Annotated in this window: 18 protein-coding genes; 10 read left to right on the top strand and 8 right to left on the bottom strand. The window is 69.3% G+C overall.

Going from position 1 to position 20,312, the window contains the following annotated elements:
• Positions 1-194 precede the first annotated feature (194 nt).
• Complete coding sequence (locus ACFV2O_RS09810) at positions 195-1,856, top strand: hypothetical protein (RefSeq protein ID WP_379251489.1); 1,662 nt, start codon at positions 195-197, stop codon at positions 1,854-1,856.
• Positions 1,857-1,913: 57 nt separating this feature from the next.
• Here ACFV2O_RS09810 and ACFV2O_RS09815 read toward each other — a convergent pair whose 3' ends face one another.
• Entirely contained in the window at positions 1,914-2,339 is a 426-nt protein-coding gene (locus tag ACFV2O_RS09815; RefSeq protein ID WP_355069864.1) for a DUF1707 domain-containing protein, read from the bottom strand.
• A gap of 225 nt (positions 2,340-2,564) precedes the next feature.
• Here ACFV2O_RS09815 and ACFV2O_RS09820 point away from each other — a divergent pair, with 225 nt between their 5' ends.
• Entirely contained in the window at positions 2,565-3,650 is a 1,086-nt protein-coding gene (locus ACFV2O_RS09820) for an S-(hydroxymethyl)mycothiol dehydrogenase (protein WP_379251490.1), read from the top strand.
• On the top strand, positions 3,644-4,273 hold the full coding sequence (locus ACFV2O_RS09825; protein WP_379251576.1) for an MBL fold metallo-hydrolase: 630 nt from the start codon (positions 3,644-3,646) through the stop codon (positions 4,271-4,273). Before ACFV2O_RS09820 ends, ACFV2O_RS09825 begins: the two co-directional genes overlap by 7 nt.
• A gap of 46 nt (positions 4,274-4,319) precedes the next feature.
• Here ACFV2O_RS09825 and ACFV2O_RS09830 read toward each other — a convergent pair whose 3' ends face one another.
• Genes ACFV2O_RS09830 through ACFV2O_RS09845 form a run of 4 tightly spaced genes read right to left on the bottom strand, consistent with a single transcriptional unit; the run spans position 4,320 to position 9,742 of the window.
• Complete coding sequence (locus tag ACFV2O_RS09830; RefSeq protein ID WP_379251491.1) at positions 4,320-5,183, bottom strand: potassium-transporting ATPase subunit C; 864 nt, start codon at positions 5,181-5,183, stop codon at positions 4,320-4,322.
• Position 5,184: 1 nt separating this feature from the next.
• Positions 5,185-7,338 (bottom strand): potassium-transporting ATPase subunit KdpB, encoded by a 2,154-nt coding sequence (gene kdpB / locus ACFV2O_RS09835; RefSeq protein WP_379251492.1) that lies wholly within the window; start codon positions 7,336-7,338, stop codon positions 5,185-5,187.
• A 1-nt stretch (position 7,339) separates the two neighbouring features.
• Positions 7,340-9,010, bottom strand: a complete 1,671-nt coding sequence (gene kdpA, locus ACFV2O_RS09840; RefSeq protein ID WP_379251493.1) for a potassium-transporting ATPase subunit KdpA — start codon at positions 9,008-9,010, stop codon at positions 7,340-7,342.
• Positions 9,011-9,742, bottom strand: coding sequence for a potassium-transporting ATPase subunit F (locus ACFV2O_RS09845; RefSeq protein WP_379251494.1), 732 nt, complete (start codon positions 9,740-9,742; stop codon positions 9,011-9,013).
• On the opposite strand from ACFV2O_RS09845, the gene ACFV2O_RS09850 reads away from it, so the two are divergent.
• The 7 genes from ACFV2O_RS09850 to ACFV2O_RS09880 all read left to right on the top strand — a co-directional run bounded on the left by ACFV2O_RS09850 (position 9,662) and on the right by ACFV2O_RS09880 (position 16,307).
• Positions 9,662-12,202 carry an ATP-binding protein gene (locus tag ACFV2O_RS09850; protein ID WP_379251495.1) on the top strand — a complete coding sequence of 847 codons (2,541 nt, stop codon included), beginning with the start codon at positions 9,662-9,664 and terminating at the stop codon, positions 12,200-12,202. The genes ACFV2O_RS09845 and ACFV2O_RS09850 overlap by 81 nt on opposite strands.
• A 31-nt stretch (positions 12,203-12,233) precedes the next feature.
• Positions 12,234-12,938 carry a response regulator gene (locus ACFV2O_RS09855; protein WP_379251496.1) on the top strand — a complete coding sequence of 235 codons (705 nt, stop codon included), beginning with the start codon at positions 12,234-12,236 and terminating at the stop codon, positions 12,936-12,938.
• Between the two features lie 98 nt (positions 12,939-13,036).
• Positions 13,037-13,504, top strand: a complete 468-nt coding sequence (locus ACFV2O_RS09860) for an OsmC family protein (protein ID WP_379251497.1) — start codon at positions 13,037-13,039, stop codon at positions 13,502-13,504.
• The gene (locus tag ACFV2O_RS09865) at positions 13,504-13,782 is read left to right on the top strand and encodes an acylphosphatase (RefSeq protein ID WP_355069847.1); all 279 of its coding nucleotides are present in this window, start codon (positions 13,504-13,506) and stop codon (positions 13,780-13,782) included. Before ACFV2O_RS09860 ends, ACFV2O_RS09865 begins: the two co-directional genes overlap by 1 nt.
• A 334-nt stretch (positions 13,783-14,116) precedes the next feature.
• Positions 14,117-14,620, top strand: coding sequence for a hypothetical protein (locus ACFV2O_RS09870; RefSeq protein ID WP_379251498.1), 504 nt, complete (start codon positions 14,117-14,119; stop codon positions 14,618-14,620).
• A complete protein-coding gene (locus ACFV2O_RS09875; protein WP_355069844.1) occupies positions 14,621-15,787 on the top strand; it encodes a glutathionylspermidine synthase family protein in 1,167 nt (388 codons plus the stop codon). It abuts the gene before it with no gap.
• A gap of 64 nt (positions 15,788-15,851) precedes the next feature.
• Positions 15,852-16,307, top strand: coding sequence for a DUF350 domain-containing protein (locus ACFV2O_RS09880; protein ID WP_379251499.1), 456 nt, complete (start codon positions 15,852-15,854; stop codon positions 16,305-16,307).
• Positions 16,308-16,383: 76 nt separating this feature from the next.
• Here ACFV2O_RS09880 and ACFV2O_RS09885 read toward each other — a convergent pair whose 3' ends face one another.
• The 3 genes from ACFV2O_RS09885 to ACFV2O_RS09895 form a co-directional block, all read right to left on the bottom strand.
• Complete coding sequence (locus ACFV2O_RS09885; protein ID WP_039799555.1) at positions 16,384-16,572, bottom strand: hypothetical protein; 189 nt, start codon at positions 16,570-16,572, stop codon at positions 16,384-16,386.
• Between the two features lie 95 nt (positions 16,573-16,667).
• Positions 16,668-18,797, bottom strand: coding sequence for a glycogen debranching N-terminal domain-containing protein (locus ACFV2O_RS09890; protein WP_379251500.1), 2,130 nt, complete (start codon positions 18,795-18,797; stop codon positions 16,668-16,670).
• Positions 18,794-19,987: a glycosyltransferase family 4 protein gene (locus ACFV2O_RS09895; protein ID WP_355070981.1), complete on the bottom strand. Its 1,194-nt coding sequence runs from the start codon at positions 19,985-19,987 to the stop codon at positions 18,794-18,796. The genes ACFV2O_RS09890 and ACFV2O_RS09895 overlap by 4 nt, the downstream gene beginning before the upstream one ends.
• Between the last annotated feature and the right edge of the window lie 325 nt (positions 19,988-20,312).

Below are 20,312 nucleotides of genomic sequence, written 5' to 3' on the forward strand. Positions count from 1 at the left end.
GCGTCCGCGCCGTGACCCACTCAGCCCTCGTGCCGCGACCCCGGAAACGCTCGCCGGCACTCGGCCGGCCACCGGTACCCTCCCCACCCGTGGGTCCGCCGATTCCGCGCGGTCTCGAACTGGCACTGACGCCACACCCTCCGGCCACATACGATCCCTCTGATTCGCCAGCGGAATTTCGGGAGCGCACCACGATGTCTGCCCCCTCACCAGGGACAAGTACCCGGTTCCGCCTTGCCCGGATCGCGGGGCTGGTACTCGGCAGCCTGCTGCTCCTGCACGCCTGTGAACGCAGCAAGAGCGCGCTGCTGAGCGATGTGCGGGTGGAGGTCGCGATCGCGGCCGCCTTCGGTGCGGCCGCCCTGGGCGCGGCGTGGTTCGAGATCAAACTGCGGGCGCAGGAGCAGGACGCGGACCCGCCGTGGGACGACGACGAGGAGGACGAAACTCCCAGTTCTGGGAATTTTCCCGGTCGAGCCGGGCGATCCGCCGAGCCCGGGTACGGCAGGGGCGAGCGTGCCGGACGCACCGGCACCGGCGCGCGGTCGACGCCCATGGCTCACTTCGAGGACGAAGACCTGCCCGAACCCGCGGAAGCCCCCGGGCGCGCGGATCTCGTCGCCGGGATTGCGCGGACATTGCGGATCACCCGCTCCGGCGACTCGGACGACCGGCAGCCGCTGCTCCCGCTGGGCGCGGTGACGAAGTGGATGCGCCGCGTCGACCCCGACGACGACATCGAGCCCGGCGAACTCGACGACCATGACGAGACGGAGCAGATCACCCGCAGCGAGACCGGCGAACTCGTCATCGAATCCGGCACGCGAACGGTGCGGGCGAAAATCTCCCGCTCCGGCGACCTCGTCCTGCACGGCCGCCGACACGGTGAGGCGCGGTCGGAATGGAAGTGGACGTTCCCCGCTGACGTCTTCCCCGCCATCCGCGGCGCACTCGGCGACGGGCGCGGTGACCTGCTCGATCTGCTCGAGGACACCCTTCCGTGGCTGGACGCCGCCGCCCGCCACGACCCGGGTGCGTGGCTGCGCGCTCACGACATTCCCGCGAAGTATCAGGAGAAAGGCGTCAGCGCCACCCAGGACACCCGGGAACTTCCCGTGCTCCAGCCGGGGCGTCCACCGCAGCCGCCCCACGCGAGCAGATCCCACCGGAAGCCGCCGAACGACGCGGCCGGCGCACGGGAGGCCCGCGCGTCCGCGAAAGCCTCCGACGACCATGACCACCGCGGAAAACCCGCTGCGACACGATCCCGCGAGTCCCTGTCCGCGCACGGCGAAACTCGCTCCACCCGGCGCGGAGCCGCCGACCCACCGTCCTCGTCCCGGCGCACCGATACCGATCGACGAACTCGCGGCGACAAACCCCGGCCCACCGGACAAGCGAAGCGTCCGGCCGACGACTACGGTTCGCCCGCGCCGTCGCGCCGTCGCCGTGACGAACCCGAACCCACTCGGCGCGGCGATCGGCTCCCGCGCGGCGGCGGGACGGATTCACGCCCGCGCCCTACACCCGGCCGCCCCGAACTGCCGAGACGTCGGCAGCAGGACGGGCACGGCACAACACCCGTCGCTGGACATCGCGACGACTACGACGAAGCGGATGCCCGATGGCCGCGAGCGAACCGGCGATCGGGGCGTGGCCAGGAGCCCACGAACTTCGAGTCCGAGACCGGCCGACGAGAGCGACCCGATACTCCCTACCGCGACCGCCCCACCCCATCCGACCGAGCACCGGAACAGTCCTACGACCAACCACCCAGCCGCCGCCATCGCGACGACCGGCGGTCACGCCGCGATACCTCGCTTCCCCCGCACGAGTCCTCGCGGCGCAGATGGTAGGACACGAAAACGGCGCTGTCACTCGATGTTCCGGGTGACAGCGCCGAGGAATGACGCTCAGCTCGCGCGGTGGGTGAATCGGCCGTTCTCGAAGCCGGCCACCATGCGGAACGCCAGGACGGCGCCCCACGGGCCGATCACCCAGACCGGCCAGAAGTAGGTCAAGGCGCCGACGCTGAGCGAGATCGCGCCCCAGATGACCAGCACCAGCGCGCTCACGGCCAGCCAGGTGCTGCCCTCGATGCGCTGCCAGATCGGGATGCGCGGGCGTGCGGAGGCCGGTGCGCCCGCGTCCTTGCTCAGTTCGGGCAGATCGGACAACACCCCGCGCAGGTCCTCCCGGTCGGTGGTGGCGTACACCTGGGCGACGCGCTGGTCGTATTCGGGCAGATCGATCCGCCCGTCCGCCATATGCCTGCCGAGCAGGCGCACCACGGCGTCGCGTTCGGCATTCGAGGCGCGGGTGCCGGTGGAGATGTCCATGCCTGGTCCTATCGACGGGTTCCACCCTCCATAGTGGAATATGACTTAAGCATAACCCTCCAAAGTGGAATGTCAACCCCTGCCGTGATTCCGCGCCGAAACTCGAGACTTCCCGCGATCCGGCGGTAGTGTTCGCACCGAGAACAACTGTATGGACAGGTGTTCGGCTCGCGGGTCCATGAAACGTCCGGATCCGCGTCCCGAGAACTCGCTCAGGAGGCACAGGTGTCGGAAACCGTCCGCGGGATCGTGGCCCGCAGCAAAGGCGCACCGGTCGAGCTCGTCGAAGTGGTGATCCCCGATCCGGGCCCGCACGACGTGGTGGTGCGGGTGCAGGCGTGCGGGGTCTGCCACACCGACCTGCACTATCGCGAAGGCGGCATCACCGACGACTTCCCCTTCCTGCTCGGCCACGAGGCGGCGGGCGTGGTGGAAGCCGTCGGCGCCGCGGTAACCCACGTGGCCGAGGGTGACTATGTGATCCTCAATTGGCGCGCGGTCTGCGGCGAGTGCCGGGCGTGCAAGCGCGGCAAGCCCTGGTACTGCTTCGACAGCCGTAACGCGAGCAACAAGATGACGCTCGCCGACGGGACCGAGCTGACTCCCGCCCTCGGCATCGGCGCGTTCGTCGACAAGACCTTGGTACACGAAGGCCAGTGCACGAAGGTCGATCCGGCCGCCGACCCGGCGGTGGCGGGCCTGCTCGGCTGCGGGGTGATGGCGGGCATCGGCTCGGCGATACACACCGGCAACGTCTCGATCGGCGACACCGTCGCGGTGATCGGCTGCGGCGGCGTCGGGGACGCGGCCATCGCCGGGGCCCGGCTGGCGGGCGCGCGCACCATCATCGCGGTGGACCGCGACGCCCGGAAACTGCGGTGGGCCAAGGATTTCGGCGCCACCCACACCATCGACGCGAGCACCGAGGACGTGGTCGAGAAGATCCAGGAGTACACCGACGGCTGGGGCGCGGACGTGGTCATCGACGCGGTCGGACGGCCGGAGACCTGGCAGCAGGCCTTCTACGGTCGCGACCTGGCGGGCACAGTGGTCCTCGTCGGCGTGCCGACCCCGGAGATGACCCTCCAGATGCCATTACTGGACTTCTTCTCGCGCGGCGGCGCGCTGAAATCCGCTTGGTACGGCGACTGTCTTCCCGAACGCGACTTCCCCACCCTGATCGACCTCTACCGCCAGGGACGGCTGACACTGGACCGCTTCGTCTCCGAGCGCATCGGGATCGACCAGGTCGAGCAGGCCTTCGCGAAGATGCACGCGGGCGACGTGCTGCGTTCGGTGGTGGTCTGGTGACCGTCCGCATCGACCGCGTCGTCACCTCCGGCGACTTCTGTCTCGACGGCGGAACCTGGGCGGTGGACAACAACATCTGGCTCGTCGGCGACGACGACGAAGTGGTCGTCATCGATGCCGCCCACGACGCCGATCCGATCGTCGCGGCGGTCGGAGGGCGCACCGTTCGCGCGATCGTGTGCACCCACGGACACAACGATCACGTGACGGTCGCCCCCGAACTGGCCGAGCGCTCGGCGGCGCCGATCCTGCTGCATCCCGGCGACGAGCCGCTGTGGCGCATGACCCACCCGGACACGGCCTACCGGCCGCTGGCGGACGGCGATCGAATCGCCGTGTCGGACAGCGAGCTTCACGTCCTGCACACCCCCGGCCACTCCCCCGGTTCCGTCGCATTGCATCTGCCCGATGCGAAGGTCGTGTTCACGGGCGACACATTGTTCGCCGGTGGACCCGGTGCGACCGGCCGATCGTTCTCCGATTTCGGCACGATCATCGAGTCGATTCGCGAACGCCTGCTGACGCTTCCGGAGGAGACCACGGTCCATACCGGGCACGGCGATTCCACCACCATCGGCGCGGAGAAACCCTTCCTCGCCGACTGGATCGCCCGCGGCCACTGACCGCCGCCGGCGGCACCCGGCGCCGCCCGCGGCGGCACCGCGCGGATCAACCGGGGAACCGGCGATCCAGCTCCAGGTTCAACCGGAGCACCTCGACTCGCGGCTCGCCGAGGAATCCCAGCGTCCGGCCGCTGGTGTGCTCGGCGACCAGCGCGCGCACCTGCTCTTCGGAAATCCCGCGCGCCTTCGCGACCCGGGACACCTGGATGGCCGCGTACTCCGGCGAGATGTTCGGGTCCAGCCCACTCCCGCTCGCGGTGACGGCATCGGCGGGCACCGCCGGATCGGCGGGCGCGTCGCCGTGGATCGGGACGACTCGCCCGGCGGAATAGTCCCGTCCCGGTTCGGCGCATTCGACCCGGACGCCGCGATAGGCGGCGACGAAGGGCTGCGCCGGGCACGCCTCGTTGACGCTGACGACCTGGACGGGATGCGAAACGTCCCCGTCGGCGTCACGCGGTCCGATCACCGAGAGCACCGCGCCCACACCGCCTTTCGTGCAGAACGGTCGACTGCCGTCGACCCCCTCACGGTCGCCGACCTCCTTGCTGCGGGCGCAGATCGTGGTGAGCAGGCTCGCGCGTGCCGGAGTGTCGACGATGTCCTCCGGTCCGAGATTGCTCGCCGCGGTGGACCGAGGATCGTAGCCGTCACCGGCGGCGGAAGGGCGGCTCTGGAAGTACCGCACCAGGGCCGCACCGTCGGATCCGGTGAACGATTGCCCGATCAGGCCGGACCCCACGGTCGTTCCGTCGACGGCGACCAGCGACCCGTCCGCTTTCTCGTGCAGGCCGGGCAGCTGGGCCACCGCGAAAACGGCCAGCGGGTAGACGATTCCGGTGATCGCCGTGAGCGCGAGCAACGCGCGCAGGGCGGCGAGATGCTGCCGGATCCAGGTTGAAAGGCGCATGTCAGGACATCCCGGGGAGGAACTGGACCACGAGGTCGATGAGTTTGATGCCGAGGAACGGCGCGATGATGCCGCCGAGCCCGTAGACGGCCAGGTTGCGGCTCAACAGTTTCGACGCGTTCGACGGCCGGTAGCGCACACCGCGCAGCGCCAGCGGGATCAGCGCCACGATGACGACGGCGTTGAAGATCACCGCGGACAGGATCGCCGACTGTGGACTGGCCAGCCGCATGACGTTGAGCAGGTCCAGGCCGGGAAACAGCGTCACGAACAGGGCGGGGATGATCGCGAAGTACTTGGCGATGTCGTTGGCGATGGAGAACGTCGTCAGCGCGCCACGCGTGATGAGCAGTTGCTTGCCGATCTCGACGATCTCGATCAGCTTGGTCGGATCGGAATCCAGATCGACCATGTTGCCCGCCTCTTTGGCGGCCGACGTGCCGGTGTTCATCGCGACGCCCACATCGGCCTGCGCCAGCGCGGGCGCGTCGTTGGTGCCGTCGCCGGTCATCGCGACCAGCCGTCCGCCCTCCTGCTCCCGCTTGATCAGCGCCAGCTTGTCCTCCGGCGTCGCCTCGGCGAGGAAGTCGTCGACCCCCGCCTCGTCCGCGATCGCCTTCGCGGTCAACGGGTTGTCGCCGGTGATCATCACCGTACGGATGCCCATGCTGCGCATCTCGTCGAACCGCTCGCGCATGCCCTGCTTCACCACATCCTTGAGGTGGATCACGCCGAGCACCCGGGCGGCGCCGCCGTCGACCTGGCCGACGACCAGCGGCGTGCCGCCCGCGGCGGAGATGCCGTCGACGGTGGCGCCGAGTTCCGCCGGCACCGAACCACCCTGCGCTCGCACCCAATCGGTGACCGCGCTCGCCGCGCCCTTGCGCAGCAGACGGCCCTCGACGTCGACGCCGGACATCCGGGTCTGCGCGGTGAACTCCACCCACCGCGCGTGGCTCAGCTCGCCCGGTGTGCGCTCCCGCAGGCCGTAGGCCTGTTTGGCGTAGACCACGACCGAGCGGCCCTCCGGGGTCTCGTCGGCCAGGCTGGAAAGCTGTGCGGCGTCGGCCAGTTCCGCCTTGCTCACGCCGGGCGCCGGGACGAAGTCCGCCGCCTGGCGGTTGCCGAGCGTGATGGTGCCGGTCTTGTCCAGTAGCAAGGTGTTCACGTCTCCGGCCGCCTCGACGGCCCGCCCGGACATGGCGAGCACATTGCGCTGCACCAGGCGATCCATGCCCGCTATCCCGATCGCCGACAGCAGCGCGCCGATGGTCGTGGGGATCAGGCACACCAGCAACGAGACCAGCACGATGCCGGTGACGCCGTGCGCGTCCAGCGCCACGGTGTCCGGCACGCCCGGATTGTTCGACTTGCTGAAGATCGCCATCGGCTGCAGCGTGACCACCGCGAAGACGAAGATGATCGTCAACGCCGCCAACAGGATGTTCAGCGCGATCTCGTTCGGGGTCTTCTGCCTGCTGGCCCCCTCCACCAGGGCGATCATCTTGTCGATGAAGCTCTGCCCCGGTTCCTGCGTGATCCGGACGACGATCCGGTCCGACAGCACGGTGGTACCGCCGGTCACCGCCGACCGGTCACCGCCGGATTCCCGGATCACCGGAGCGGATTCACCGGTGATCGCCGACTCGTCGACCGAGGCGATGCCTTCCACGACGTCGCCGTCACCCGGGATCACCTGCCCCGCCTCGACCACGACGTGATCACCGCGGCGCAAGTCCGGGGCCGCGACGCGTTCCTCGACCACCCGCGCGCCCGGCGACCACTCGACCAGTCGCCGCGCGACGGTGTCGGTCTTCGCCTTGCGCAGCGTGTCGGCCTGCGCCTTGCCGCGCCCCTCCGCGACGGCCTCGGCCAGGTTCGCGAAGATCACCGTGAGCCACAGCCACACGACGATCGCCCAGGCGAAGAAGGTCGGGTCCGCCAGCGCGAGCACGGTCGACCACACCGCGCCCAGTTCGACGATCAGCATCACCGGGTTGCGCCACAGCGTGCGCGGATCGAGCTTGCGTACCGCGTCCGGCAACGAGGTCAGCAGCATCTTGGGGTCGAGCACGCCGTTCGGGACACTCTTGCCCCGTGGCCGCTCGGGCTCGGCCTGTGCCGAGACGTTCTCATCGATCGCGGGACTCGACATGTCAGTGGATTCCTTCGGCGAGCGGCCCGAGCGCCAGCGCGGGCAGGAAGGTGAGCGCGACCAGGATCACCGTCACGCCGACGACCATGCCGACGAACTGCGGACGATGGGTCGGCAGCGTGCCGATCGATGCGGGAGTGGTGCCCTGCCGCGCGAGCGAACCGGCCAGCGCGAGCACGAAGATGATCGGCAGGAAGCGCCCGAAGAGCATGGCCAGGCCCAGCGCGGTGTTGTACCACCCGGTGTTGCCGGTCAGGCCCGCGAAAGCGGAGCCGTTGTTGTTGGCGGCCGAGGTGAACGCGTAGAGCACCTCCGACAGTCCGTGCGGCCCGGAGTTGAGCGTGCTCGCGCGCTGCCCCGGCATCGCCATCGCGGCGGCCGTGCCGACCAGCACGATCAGCGGGCTGATCAGGAAGTACGACGCGGCGAGCTTGATCTCGCGCGGCGTGATCTTCTTGCCCAGGTACTCCGGGGTGCGACCGACCATGAGGCCCGCGACGAACACCGTGATCACCGCCAGGATCAGCATGCCGTACAGGCCCGACCCGGTGCCGCCCGGCGCGACCTCGCCCAGCTGCATGTTGAACATCGTCATCAGACCGCCGAGGCTGGTGTAGGAATCGTGGAACGAATCGACCGCGCCGGTGGAGGTCAGGGTGGTCGCCCCGGCGAAGGTGGCCGAATTCGCCACACCGAAGCGCTGTTCCACGCCCTCCATCGAGGAGCCGATCGCGGTCGGCACCGTGCCGTGGTGCTGGAGCTGGAACAGGTTGGTCAGCGTGACGCTGAACAGTGCGATCGTCCCCATCACCGCGACGATCGCATAGCCCTGCTTGCGGCTGCCCACCATCCGGCCGAAGGTGCGCGGCAGCGAGAAGCTGATCACGAGCAGCAGGAAGATCTCCACCCAATTGGTCCAAGTGGCCGGGTTCTCGAACGGGTGCGCGGAGTTGGCGTTGTAGAAGCCGCCGCCGTTGGTGCCGAGTTCCTTGATCGCCTCTTGGCCGGCGACCGGGCCGCCCGTGATGGTCTGCTCGGTGCCGCCCAGCGTGTGCGCCACCTGGTCGTGCAGGTGGAAGTTCTGGATCGCCCCGCCCGCCACCAGCACGAGGGCGAAGACGAACGCGATCGGCAGCAGGATGCGCAGCGTGCCGCGCACCAGGTCCACCCAGAAGTTGCCGAGGTCACCGGTGTGCCTGCGAGCGAACCCGCGCACCAGCGCCACGGCCACCGCCATGCCGACCGCCGCCGAGACGAAGTTCTGTACGGCGAGCCCGGCCATCTGCACCAGGTGCCCTTGAGTGGATTCACCGGAGTAGTTCTGCCAGTTCGTGTTCGTCACGAAGCTGACCGCGGTGTTCCACGCCAGCGCGGGCGTCATCTCGGTGCCCGGATCGTTCAGGTGCAGGGGCAACTTGCCTTGCACGAGCTGGAAGAAGAAAAGGAAGAGAATGCCGACCGCCGAGAAGGCCAGCACACTGCGCGCGTACACGGGCCAGGGCTGCTCGACTTCGGGATGCGCGCCGATCGCGCGATAGACGAGACGTTCGACGCGAGAATGCGCACGTCCCTCGTAGACCCGGTACATGTAGTCGCCCAGCGGCACGTGTACCAGCGCGAGCGCCAAGATCAGGGAGGCCACGAAGGCGATCCCCGCGGTTGTCGTGCTCACTCAGAACCTCTCGGGAAACAGCAGCGCCGCGACCAGATAGACCGCGACGCCTGCGGCGAGAACGAGACCGATCAGGTTCGCGGTCACAACTTCTCCACCCCGCGCTGGACCAACCCCAGCAGCGCGAACGCCGCCACGGTGAGCGCGGTGAACACCACGACCGACATAACTCGACAACCTCCATCCGCGCGCCGGGCTTCGGCGCGACAGAGCGAGTGAAGCGCCCCGATAGCGCGTCCGGTCGTTTCCTGACGACTTCTTGACGCACCGGCACCGGGCATTTGCGGTTCGTTGACGGGCCCGCGATGCCCGCAAGTATGGCGTCAAGGAACGCGGACGGACCGTCAACACACCGTAAAAATCGAGGTCGGCCCGCCTGGCGGCGGTAGAAGTGGAGAGCCGGCCAGGCGGGACGATTCCAGCGCGACCGGCGCCGGGAAGGAAGAGAGGATCGCAATGTCGGCAGTGATCTTTGTCGTCGCATTCGTCTGCTGCGCGCTGGTCATTCGCGCAGTCGGCGCTCGTGCGCAGACGCCGCGGCTGCGACCGGTGCGGATCGAGGCCGATGATGTGCGGCGGTGACGTGGGGCAGCGCGCCGGGACGACCCAGGGGTGTTCGGCCGGGGCGGCGCGACGCGCGATGATGAAGGCGTGAAACGCGGTCAGCTGCGTATCTACCTCGGCGCCGCGCCGGGAGTCGGCAAGACCTACGCCATGCTCGGCGAGGCGCACCGGCGACTGGAGCGCGGTCGCGACGTGGTGGCCGCGGTGGTCGAAACACACGGCAGGGAGAAAACCGCGGAACTGCTCGATGGCATCGAACGCATCCCCCCGAAGCTGATCGAATATCGCGGTAGCACGTTCCAGGAAGTCGACGTCGAGGCGGTGTTGCGCCGCGCCCCCGCGGTGGTGCTGGTCGACGAGCTGGCGCACACCAACGTGCCCGGCAGCACGCACGAGAAGCGCTGGCAGGACGTGGCGCAGCTGCTCGACGCGGGGATCGACGTGATCTCCACGGTCAACGTGCAGCATCTGGAGAGCCTCAACGACGTCGTGGAGCAGATCACCGGCATCCAGCAGCGCGAGACGGTGCCCGACGCCGTGGTGCGCGGGGCGGACCAGGTGGAGCTGGTCGACATCACACCGGAAGCGCTGCGCCGCAGGCTTTCCCACGGAAACGTCTACGCCGCCGAGAAGATCGACGCGGCGCTGCGGAACTATTTCCGCGCGGGGAACCTCACCGCGCTGCGCGAACTGGCGCTGCTGTGGCTGGCCGATCAGGTCGACGCCGCGCTGGCCAAGTACCGGGCCGACCACAAGATCACCGAACTATGGGAGGCGCGCGAGCGCGTCGTGGTGGCGGTGACCGGCGGTCCGGAATCGGAGACGATCGTGCGCCGGGCCGGCCGGATCGCCACCAAATCCAGCGCCGACCTGGTGGTCGTGCACGTGGTGCGCGGCGACGGCCTGGCCGGGGTCTCCACCGAGCGGCTGGCCCGGCTGCGGGAGCTTGCGGCCAGCCTGGACGCCTCCCTGCACACCGTCACCGGCGAGGACGTGCCCACCGCCCTGCTCGAGTTCGCCCGAGAGGCGAACGCCACCCAGCTGGTGCTCGGCACCTCCCGTCGCTCGCGGTGGGCGCGCATCTTCGATGAGGGCATCGGCTCCACGGTGGTGCAACGCTCCGGCAAGATCGACGTGCACATGGTGACGCACGAGGAGGCCCACCGCGGATTCCGGTACGCGGCCCTGCATCCGCGCCGCCCGGTGGCGGCGTGGCTCGCCGCCGTCGCCGTACCGGCCCTGGTGTGCGCGCTGAGCGCCGCCTACCTCGACGAGGTGCTGGATCTCGGCGGCATCAGTGCCGTGTTCGTGGTGGGCGTGGTCGCTGTCGCGCTGCTCGGCGGCGTCGTACCCGCCTCCTTCTCGGCGCTGCTGTCGGGCCTGCTGCTGAACTGGTTCTTCGCGCCACCCCGCTACAGCCTGACCATCGCCGAGCCGAACAGCTTCATCACCGTGGTGGTGCTGCTCATCGTCGCCGTCGCGGTGGCCGCGCTGGTCGATCTGGCCGCGAAACGAACCGCGCAGGCGCGCAAGGCCTCCCGGCAAGCCGAACTGCTGACCATGTTCTCCGGCGCGATCCTGCACGGCGCGGATCTGCCCCGGCTGCTCGAACAGATCAGGGAGGTGTTCGGGCAGCGCGCGGTCGCCCTGGTGTCGGGTGACCAGGTCCTCGCCGAGGTGGGAGTGGGCCCACCGCGGCGGCCCTCCGACGCGGACACCGTGGTCGAGGCGGGCGATGCCGTGCACTGGTTGCTGCTGGCCGGCCGCCCGCTGGCGGCCGCCGACCGTCCGGTGCTGAACGCGGTCACCAACCAGGCCGTCGCTCTGGTCCGGCAGGCTCGCCTGGCCGAGGAGGCCAGCGCCGCCGCGGCCCTGCTGGAGGCCGATCGCCTGCGGCGGGCGTTGCTCTCGGCGGTCGGCCATGACCTGCGCACCCCGCTGGCAGGCGCCAAAGCGGCGGTTTCCAGCCTGCGCAGCGACGACATCGAGTTCTCCCCGGAGGACACCGCCGAACTGCTGGAGACCATCGAGGAGTCGGTGGATCAGCTCACCGCGCTGGTCGGCAATCTGCTCGACTCCTCCCGGCTCGCGGTCGGCGTGGTCACGCCGCAGGTGCGGCGGGTGTACCTGGACGAGGCGGTGCACCGCGCGCTGGTGAGCGTCGGGATGGGCGCGCGCGGGCTGCGGCGCGCGGCGATGGACCGGGTGCGGGTCGAGGTCGGCGACGTCTCGGTGCTCGCCGACAGCGGCCTGCTGGAACGGGTGCTGGCCAATCTGATCGACAACGCGCTGCGGCACGCCCCACGCGCGGGCACGGTCCGGGTCACCGCCGAACGCGCGGGCGACCGGGTCGCGATCGCGGTCGTCGACACCGGTCCCGGCGTACCGCACGGCACCGAGGAGCAATTGTTCGAGCCTTTCCAGCGGCGCGGCGACCGGGACAATACGACCGGCGTCGGGCTCGGCCTGTCGGTGGTGCGCGGGTTCGTCGAAGCGATGGGCGGCACCGTGCACGCCGAGCCCACACCCGGTGGAGGATTGACCATGCTGGTCGACTTGCCCGGCGGCGAGGCGCCGGACGCGAACGGCACGGGCGTGGCACACGAGACGACGAGCGCGGGTGAGTGAGGTGTCCGCGACGACACAGGAGGCGGCGGTTGTGACGAAGACGCCCGATGCGGTGGCGACGAAGGTGCTCGTGGTCGACGACGAACCGCAGATCGTGCGCGCGTTGCGAATAAATCTCTCGGTCCGCGGCTACGAGGTGATCACCGCGGCGACCGGCGGCGCGGGCCTGCGCGCGGCCGCCGACCGGCATCCGGACGTCGTGATCCTCGATCTCGGCCTGCCCGACATGGACGGCATCGAGGTGCTCGCCGGATTGCGCGGCTGGACCTCGGCACCGGTGATCGTGCTGTCGGCGCGGACGGATTCCGCCGACAAGGTCGAAGCGCTCGACGCGGGCGCCGACGACTACGTCACCAAACCGTTCGGCATGGACGAACTGCTGGCCCGGCTGCGCGCCGCGGTCCGGCGCGGCGTCACCGATCCCGACGCCTCGGCGCCGGTGGTGACCACCGACTCGTTCACCGTCGACCTGGCCGCCAAGAAGGTCACCAAGCGCGGCGAGACCGTGCACCTGACCCCCACCGAGTGGGGCATGCTCGAAATGCTGGTGCGCAATCGCGGCAAGCTGGTCGGGCGGCGCGAACTGCTGCGGGAGGTGTGGGGGCCGTCGTACGCCACCGAGACCCATTATCTTCGGGTCTATCTGGCGCAATTGCGCCGCAAACTGGAGGACGACCCGTCACGCCCCAAGCACCTGCTCACCGAGGCGGGCATGGGATACCGGTTCCAGGAGTAATCCCGGCCACGGTCCGCCGACCGCGCGGAATGGCCCGTCCTCGCGCGGCGTTGCCAGGCCCGCGAACTGATTGCGACGACAATGGCAGGATCGAACCCATGGCTGAACAGACCGCTACATCCGTCACCGCCCCCGCGGCGCCGAGCGCGCCGGAGCCGACCACGTTGTGGGTCGAGCGCACCGGGACCAGGGCCTACACCGGCCGCAGCTCCCGCGGCGCCGAGGTCCTGATCGGTTCGCAGGGCGTCCCCGGTGTGTTCACCCCCGGCGAGCTGCTGAAGATCGCGCTCGCCGCCTGCTCCGGCCTGAGCGCGGACTTCCCCCTGTCGCGCAAACTCGGCGACAACTTCGACGCCACCATTCGCGTCTCCGGCGACGCCGACCGGGAGAACGAGGTCTACCCGCAGCTGGACGAAGTGTTCGAACTCGACCTCAGCGACCTCGACGAGGAGGCCCGTGAACGGTTGCTGGTCACCGTGCAGCGCGCGATCGACAAGGTCTGCACCGTGGGGCGGACGTTGAAAGCGGGATCGAAGGTGACGCTGTCGTTCGACATCGAGGCCTGATGGACGAGGCCGTTCGGTTGAGCGCCTGGGTGCACGGACTGGTCCAGGGCGTCGGTTTCCGCTGGTGGACCCGGTCCCGCGCGCTCGAATTGGGACTGGCCGGGCATGCGACGAATGCCAGGGACGGCCGCGTGCACGTGGTCGCCGAAGGTCCGCGACCGGCTTGCGAGCGGTTGCTGGCCCTCTTGCGTTCCGAGGACACACCTGGTCAGGTCAGGTTGGTTGTGGAAAGCTGGGAGCCCGCGCGGGGTGATTTGACCGGTTTCGAGGAGCGGTAGTGGTGGTTCGGGCGACGAGGGGGGCGCAGCGATGAGCACGCGAGATCCGGGTGACGAGCGGCGGGACGAGCCCGAGCGGCCGTCCGGTCCACAGCGCCCGGCCGAGGACCGGCAACCGCCGACGCCGCCGTCCGGCGACGATCAGGACAGGTCGGCACCTGCCGCCGGTGGCGCCGACCGATCGACCCCCACGTCCGCATCGGGTGACGCCGATCAGCCCGAAAGCGACTGGTCGACGCCCACTTCAGTGCCATCGAGCGGGGGCGGTCCCGGCGATCGGCCGCCCGCCGCGCCCCCTCCTCGCCCCGGCAGTATCCAACGCCAAGAAGCGGGCGTGACCCGCCCCCGCCCGCCCACGGTGGCCGAGGCGCGAGCGCGCGACAAGGCGCGCAAGCGCGCCGAGGAAGTCCAGCGCGCAGCCGCCGCGGCCGAGGAGGCCAAGAAGCGCACCCGCAAACGCGTCATGATCGGCGGTGTCGCCATCGTCGGCGTCGCCGCCCTGGTCGGCGGCGGCTATCTGGCCTATCGCGCCTTGGCTGCCCCTGACCGGGTCACGGCCCAGTGCATGAAAACCGAGAACGGCCAAGAAATCGTGGTCGACGACTACTACTGCGGCGACGGCCGTCCTGGCTTCGTCAACGACACCGGCATCAATCCCGGTTTGATCATCCTCGGCGGCGGGCCGCAGTACCGCTACTACTACGGCGGCACCGGCACGATCGGCAAACCGCCCGTCGGCGGCACCACGATCAAGCCGAAGAGCGCCGAGATCAAGACCAAGAGCGGCACCACCATCCAGCGCGGCGGCCTGGGTAGCAAGAGCGGCGGAGGATCGTAGATGCGGCGTGTACGGGATACGCCCCGGCCGGGCTGGCAGCAGATCATCGAGAGCCAAGGCCTGGTCTACGGTGCCCCGGGGCGGGACGCGAGCGGTCAGCCGCGGCCGTACTGGGACGAGTCGGTGCACTACGAGTTCGAGATGTCGGAGATCCTCGCCTTGGAGGCCGACGTCGAACTCCTGCACTCGATGTGCCTGAACGCGGTGGAGCACATCGTGCTCACCGAGCGGTACGCCGATTTCGGCCTGCCCGAATGGAGTTGGGGCCCGATCGCCGAATCCTGGCGGCGTTCCGATCCGCACGTGTACGGGCGTTTCGACCTGCGCTACGACGCACGGCGTCCGGCGAAACTATTGGAGTACAACGCCGACACGCCGACCTCGCTGCTGGAGGCGGCCATCGTGCAGTGGCACTGGCTGACCGACCGCTACCCCGGCGGCGACCAGTGGAACTCGTTGCACGAGAAGCTGGTCGAGCGGTGGGGCGAGTTGCGCGACGTGCTGCCCACGTCGCAGCTGCACTTCACCTGGTCCGGCGCGGACGCCACCGGCGAGGACAACGTCACCACCGCCTACCTGCAGGAGACCGCGGCCGAGGCCGGTTTCGACACCATCGCGCTGCCGATCGAGGAGATCGGATTCGATTCCGAGCTGGAGCGTTTCGTCGACCTGGCGGAGGCTCCGATGGAGGCGGTCTTCAAGCTCTACCCGTGGGAGTGGGTGCTCGACGACGATTTCGGCAAACGCGTCGTGGACAGCCTGCCGGAGACCATGTGGATCGAACCGCTGTGGAAGACGCTGCTGAGCAACAAGGCGATCCTGGCGGTGCTGTGGGAGATGTATCCGGGTCACCCGAATCTGCTGCCCGCCTACCTCGACCAGCCCAACGAGCTCACCGAGTACATCCGCAAACCGAAGCTGGGACGCGAGGGCGCCAACATGACGATCGTCGGCGCCGGACTGGAGACCGCGACCGGCGGCGTCTACGGCGAGGAAGGCTACGTGTACCAACTGCTCGATCCGCTCCCGGAATTCGACGACATGCGTCCGGTGCTCGGCGCGTGGATCGTCGGCGACGCCGCGGCGGGGCTGGGTATCCGCGAGACCGCGGGACTGATCACCGACGACGGCTCCGCATTCGTCCCGCATCGCATCGCCACCGACTGAGCATCGTCACCGTCAAGCACGAACCCATCTCGGCCGCATGCCGATCCATCTCGGAAGGATCAAGATGACCGCAGTCGCCCTGGAATCGGGGTACTGGAACTCGCTCGGCGAGGGCGTGGGCGCGATCGTCCTCTATGCCCTCGTCGGGTTGGTGCTCATGCTCGTCGGCTTCTACGCCATCGACCTGACCACGCCGGGCAAGCTGCGCAAGCTGGTGGTGGCGGGCAAGCCGAACGCCGTCATCGTCACCGCGGCGGGCATGATCAGCATGGCGTTCATCGTCGTGCTCGCCATCTTCGCCGTGGGCAGCGGCGGCAAACTCTCCGAGGGCCTGATCGCCGCCTTGGTGTTCGGCTTGGTCGGCATTGTCGCGCAGGTCATCTCGGTGCGCGTCATCGAACGGGCGCTCGGTATCGACATCGGCGCCGCACTGCACGCCGACACCTACACCACCGAGGTGCTCGTGGTGGCGGCCGCGCATTTCGCGCTCGGGCTCGTGGTGGCCTTCGCGATCCTGTAGGCGTCACGGCGGTGCGTGGTGTCGGCAGGGCGCTCGGTGCCCTGCCGACACCGCGTTCCGGAGTGCGGCCGATGGTTCAGTGCTCGTCGCCGTGGGCGAGACAGTACGCCGCCGCCGCGAGATATTGGCGGCACTCCGGGCCGTGACCGGCGTGCACGCTGCGAATGAACAAGGCGCGATCCATGTCGAGATCCGTCGACGGCTCCGCGGAACAGTCCCGGTACCGGGTCCGCCACAGATCCTGTATGTCCAGCGATGTCTGCATCGTGCACCTCCCGTGCTGCGTATCAGTGCGAGAAGGCTTGCAATGTCCTTATATCGGGGGCATACCCGCTCCCGCCCCGCGGCAATCGGTGCGGGTCATCGGGTCACCAACCGCCAGTCGTCGGGCAAGCGCGCCGCGGTGATCTGCGCGCCTTCTGCCTCGAGGTCGACGGTGGTCGCACCGAGCCGCAGCGCGCGCAGCGACACCTTGCCCCACCGCGCGGGCAGCTGCGGTCGAACGGTGAGCGTCCTGGTCGGCGCGTCGGGATCGAGCCCGAGGAACGCGCGCACCAGCAACAGCGGCGCCGCGCTGGCCCACGCCTGCGGCGAGCAGGACGTCGGATACGGCACGGGCGTGGCGAATCGAGACCGAGGGAAGCCGCAGAACAGCTCCGGCAGGCGTCCGTCGAACACCGCGGCCGCGTCCAACAAGCCGGTGGCCAGCCGAGTGGCCAGCTCCACCGCGCCGGGAACGTGCCGGTAGCGCAGCAGCCCCGCCACCGCGATCGCCGTATCGTGCGGCCAGACCGAGCCGCAGTGATAGCTCATCGGGTTGTAGGCGCCCATGTTCGACGCCAGCGTGCGCAACCCGAAGCCGGAATCCATCTCCGGGGCCGCCATCCGCGACACCAGCTCCGCGGCGTGCTCGTCGGTGGCGATGCCCGACCAGAGACAGTGCGCGACATTGCTGGTCAGCGCGTCGACCTGGCGCTTTCCGCCGTCCAGCGCCACGGCATACCAGCCGCGGTCGGGCAGCCAGAACTGTTCGGCGAACTTGACGCGCAACTCCGCCGCGCGTTCGCGCAGCTGACCGGCCAACCGCAAGTCGTCGAAAGCCTCCGCCAGTTCGGCCCTGGCCAGCAGCGCGGCGTGCACGTACCCTTGCACCTCGCACAGGGCGATGGGCGCTTCGGCGATATGGCCGGTTGCGTCGTTGATTCCGTCGAAGCTGTCCTTCCAGCCCTGGTTGACCAGGCCGCGATCGGTGGCGCGGCGGTACTCGACGAAGCCGTCTCCGTCCCGGTCGCCGTAGTCGGTGATCCAGTGCAGCGCGGCGTCGGCGGCGGGCAGCAAGTGCCTGATCGCCTCCGGATCGGCGCCCCAGCGGTGACATTCGGCCAGCAGCATCACGAACAGCGGTGTGGCGTCGGCGGTTCCGTAGTAGATGTGGCCGCCGAACACCTGTCCGCCCGCGGGCCCGCGGCGCATCTCGTGCATGATGCGGCCGGGTTCCTCCTCGGTGAGCGGGTTCACGTCCTGCCCTTGCAGTTCCGCCAACTGTTGCAGCGTGCCCAGCGCCAGATCGATCTCCAGCGGCAGCGCCATCCACGCGGTGAGCAGGCTGTCGCGGCCGAACAGGGTCATGAACCACGGTGCGCCCGCGGCGACGAAAGGCCGCGCGTCGCCGGATTCGTCGTGCATCTGCAAGGCGCCCAAGTCGCTCTCGGTGCGGCGCAGCACCCGGGTGAGCGCCGGATCGGAGGCGGCGATGTCGGTGGCGGTGTCGCGCCACGCCTCGATCTTGCGGCCCGGCGCGCTGACGTTGTAGTGCTCGCCCGGCGAGATCGCCTGGAATCGCTGGTTGCCCACGGTCGGCTGGGCGATGATCTCGGCCTGCCAGCATTCGCCGACCGGCACGATCACCCGCCACAGCAGCGAACCGGGCATCACCTCGGGTTCCACGGTCGCCGAGATCGAGATGCCCCGGCTGCGGTCGGCGTGATCGTGCAGCACCAGTTCCCCGTCGGCGACCGTCACGTCCGCCCGCCCGTGTCCTGCGCGTCCTTCCTTCACCGCGAACAGGTCGACGAAGTCGGCGTCCACATGCAGTTCCAGCAGCACCGCGGTGGGCTCGCGGCCCATGTTCTCCAACGTGATCAGCTCGTGCATGCCGTCGGCCACGATCCGTTCGCGCACCACCAGCAACGTGCTGTCGGCCAGGCCCGCCTGCGGGGGCCTGCGCAACACGAACCTGGCGGCGAACGCCTCCGGACTGAGCACCGAAAGCGACTCGGCGGGTTTGCCGTTCACCAGCAACTCCCAGCGCGACAGCACGCGGGCGTCCCGGAAGAACAAGCCGTGCGGCTTACCCGGCTCGACGTCGCCGAGCCGATTGGACAGGCAGAAGGTGCCGCCTTCCACCAGGGTCACCGAGCCGCACCCCCCGAACCCGGTGGACTCACCGGAGTTCAGGGGGGCGGGGCTCACCGGTACGGAATCGGTCACGCCAAGCCGCTCGCCGCGATCCGGATCGGAGAGGCGGGCGCCGGGTCGTCGAGTGGCGTGGTCACGGCCGCCGCGGTGTCGAGCGGCACCGCCCCGGACCGCTTCTTGGAGCGCAGGACCCGGCGATACACCTGCTCGTATCCGAAACCGAGCGTGTCGGAGCCGAACTTGGCCTGCACGTGCGCTCGGCAAGCGTACGGATCCAGCGCCCTGACCTCTTCGATGGCCGCGGGCAATTCGGCGGGATCCTCACAGATCCGGCCGGTTACGCCGTCGACGATCACCTCGGACACCGCCCCGCCGCGCAGCGCGACCACCGGCGTGCCACAGACCATGGATTCGATCATCACCATGCCGAACGGTTCCTCCCAGCGGATCGGGAACAACAGGCAACGCGCGTTCGCAAGCAGCTTACGCTTGGCCGTCGCGTCGGCGAGACCGAACACGTGATCGTTTTCCGTCAGCAGCGGTCGCACCTTCTCCTCGAAATAGGCCTGCTCGGGACGCTCGCTGCACTTGCCGGCCAGCACCAGCGGGATACCCGCGGCGTGCGCGGCTTCCAGCGCCAAGTGCGGGGCCTTGCACTCGTTGAACCGCCCGAGGAACAGCGCGTAGTCGTCCTTCTCGACGCGGAACGGCCAATCGTCGACGTGCAGTGCGTTGTGCACCCGTCCGGACCAGTTGAGACCCTGCGCGAGCTCGCGCTGGCGGTCGCTGATCGCCACCAAGGCGACCTCGTCGCCCAGATCCTGGTAGTAGCGGTAGATATCGTCCTCCACCGGCCCGTGGACGGTCAGCACCGTCGGAAGGCCCATGTTCTGGAAGACGGTCGCGTTCAGCGGCCCCGCGAACGTGTGGTCGTGCACCAGGTCCACACCGGAAGTGGCCGCGAGGTTCTCGATCGCGCGGCGCACCCGCAACGCGTGCACTACCTCGGGAAACGGCTCTCCGAGGCGTTCGGGCAGCGCCCGGTCCCACACCGGCACGAACTTGGCCTTCGTCCCCGGCTCCCCCGCGCCCAACAGCGTGACGTCGTGGCCGCGAGCCACCAGCGCGTCGACCAGGTCGGCCACCACGGCCTCGACGCCGCCGTATGCCTTGGGCGGGACGTCGAAGTACGGTGGCACGACCATCGCGATGCGAAACGGGCCGCTGGAACGATCTGTCGACAAGTAGTCGGACGACGGCATCTCCAGATCGGACGACGCCTGCGCGGAAATCGGCACGGAAAGCGCGCTCATGACCCTCCTTCCAGGGACAACCAAGTAGCACTCGCATTCACCCAGCACTCGGAGTACCGGGCGCCGAACTGAACTAAGTGGCCCCCGCGGCGGAGGTGAAGACCTAGCTGCACCGCCGTCCATGGGGCTTGGTTGGCCTGGTCACGCGGTCGGCATGATCAGGGGGGCCGAGTGGGAGGTACCTCAGGGGGTGCCGTTCAAACCAAACAGTTCGGGAAAAATCCCCTCCCGCAGCGTTCGTTCGGCTACCGATGGGTAGTCCGGTGGCCCCGCG

Origin of the sequence: Nocardia sp. NPDC059691 (assembly GCF_042733915.1) — a bacterium.
In the GTDB taxonomy this organism is placed as follows: domain Bacteria; phylum Actinomycetota; class Actinomycetes; order Mycobacteriales; family Mycobacteriaceae; genus Nocardia; species Nocardia sichangensis.

Coding starts and splice junctions, on each gene's coding strand:
- ACFV2O_RS09885 (WP_039799555.1), bottom strand. CDS start 16,572: ATGCAGACATCGCTGGACATACAGGATCTGTGGCGGACCCGGTACCGG.
- ACFV2O_RS09830 (WP_379251491.1), bottom strand. CDS start 5,183: ATGCGCCTTTCAACCTGGATCCGGCAGCATCTCGCCGCCCTGCGCGCG.
- ACFV2O_RS09865 (WP_355069847.1), top strand. CDS start 13,504: ATGGACGAGGCCGTTCGGTTGAGCGCCTGGGTGCACGGACTGGTCCAG.
- kdpB (WP_379251492.1), bottom strand. CDS start 7,338: ATGTCGAGTCCCGCGATCGATGAGAACGTCTCGGCACAGGCCGAGCCC.
- ACFV2O_RS09875 (WP_355069844.1), top strand. CDS start 14,621: ATGCGGCGTGTACGGGATACGCCCCGGCCGGGCTGGCAGCAGATCATC.
- ACFV2O_RS09810 (WP_379251489.1), top strand. CDS start 195: ATGTCTGCCCCCTCACCAGGGACAAGTACCCGGTTCCGCCTTGCCCGG.
- ACFV2O_RS09815 (WP_355069864.1), bottom strand. CDS start 2,339: ATGGACATCTCCACCGGCACCCGCGCCTCGAATGCCGAACGCGACGCC.
- ACFV2O_RS09895 (WP_355070981.1), bottom strand. CDS start 19,987: ATGCCGTCGTCCGACTACTTGTCGACAGATCGTTCCAGCGGCCCGTTT.
- ACFV2O_RS09880 (WP_379251499.1), top strand. CDS start 15,852: ATGACCGCAGTCGCCCTGGAATCGGGGTACTGGAACTCGCTCGGCGAG.
- ACFV2O_RS09860 (WP_379251497.1), top strand. CDS start 13,037: ATGGCTGAACAGACCGCTACATCCGTCACCGCCCCCGCGGCGCCGAGC.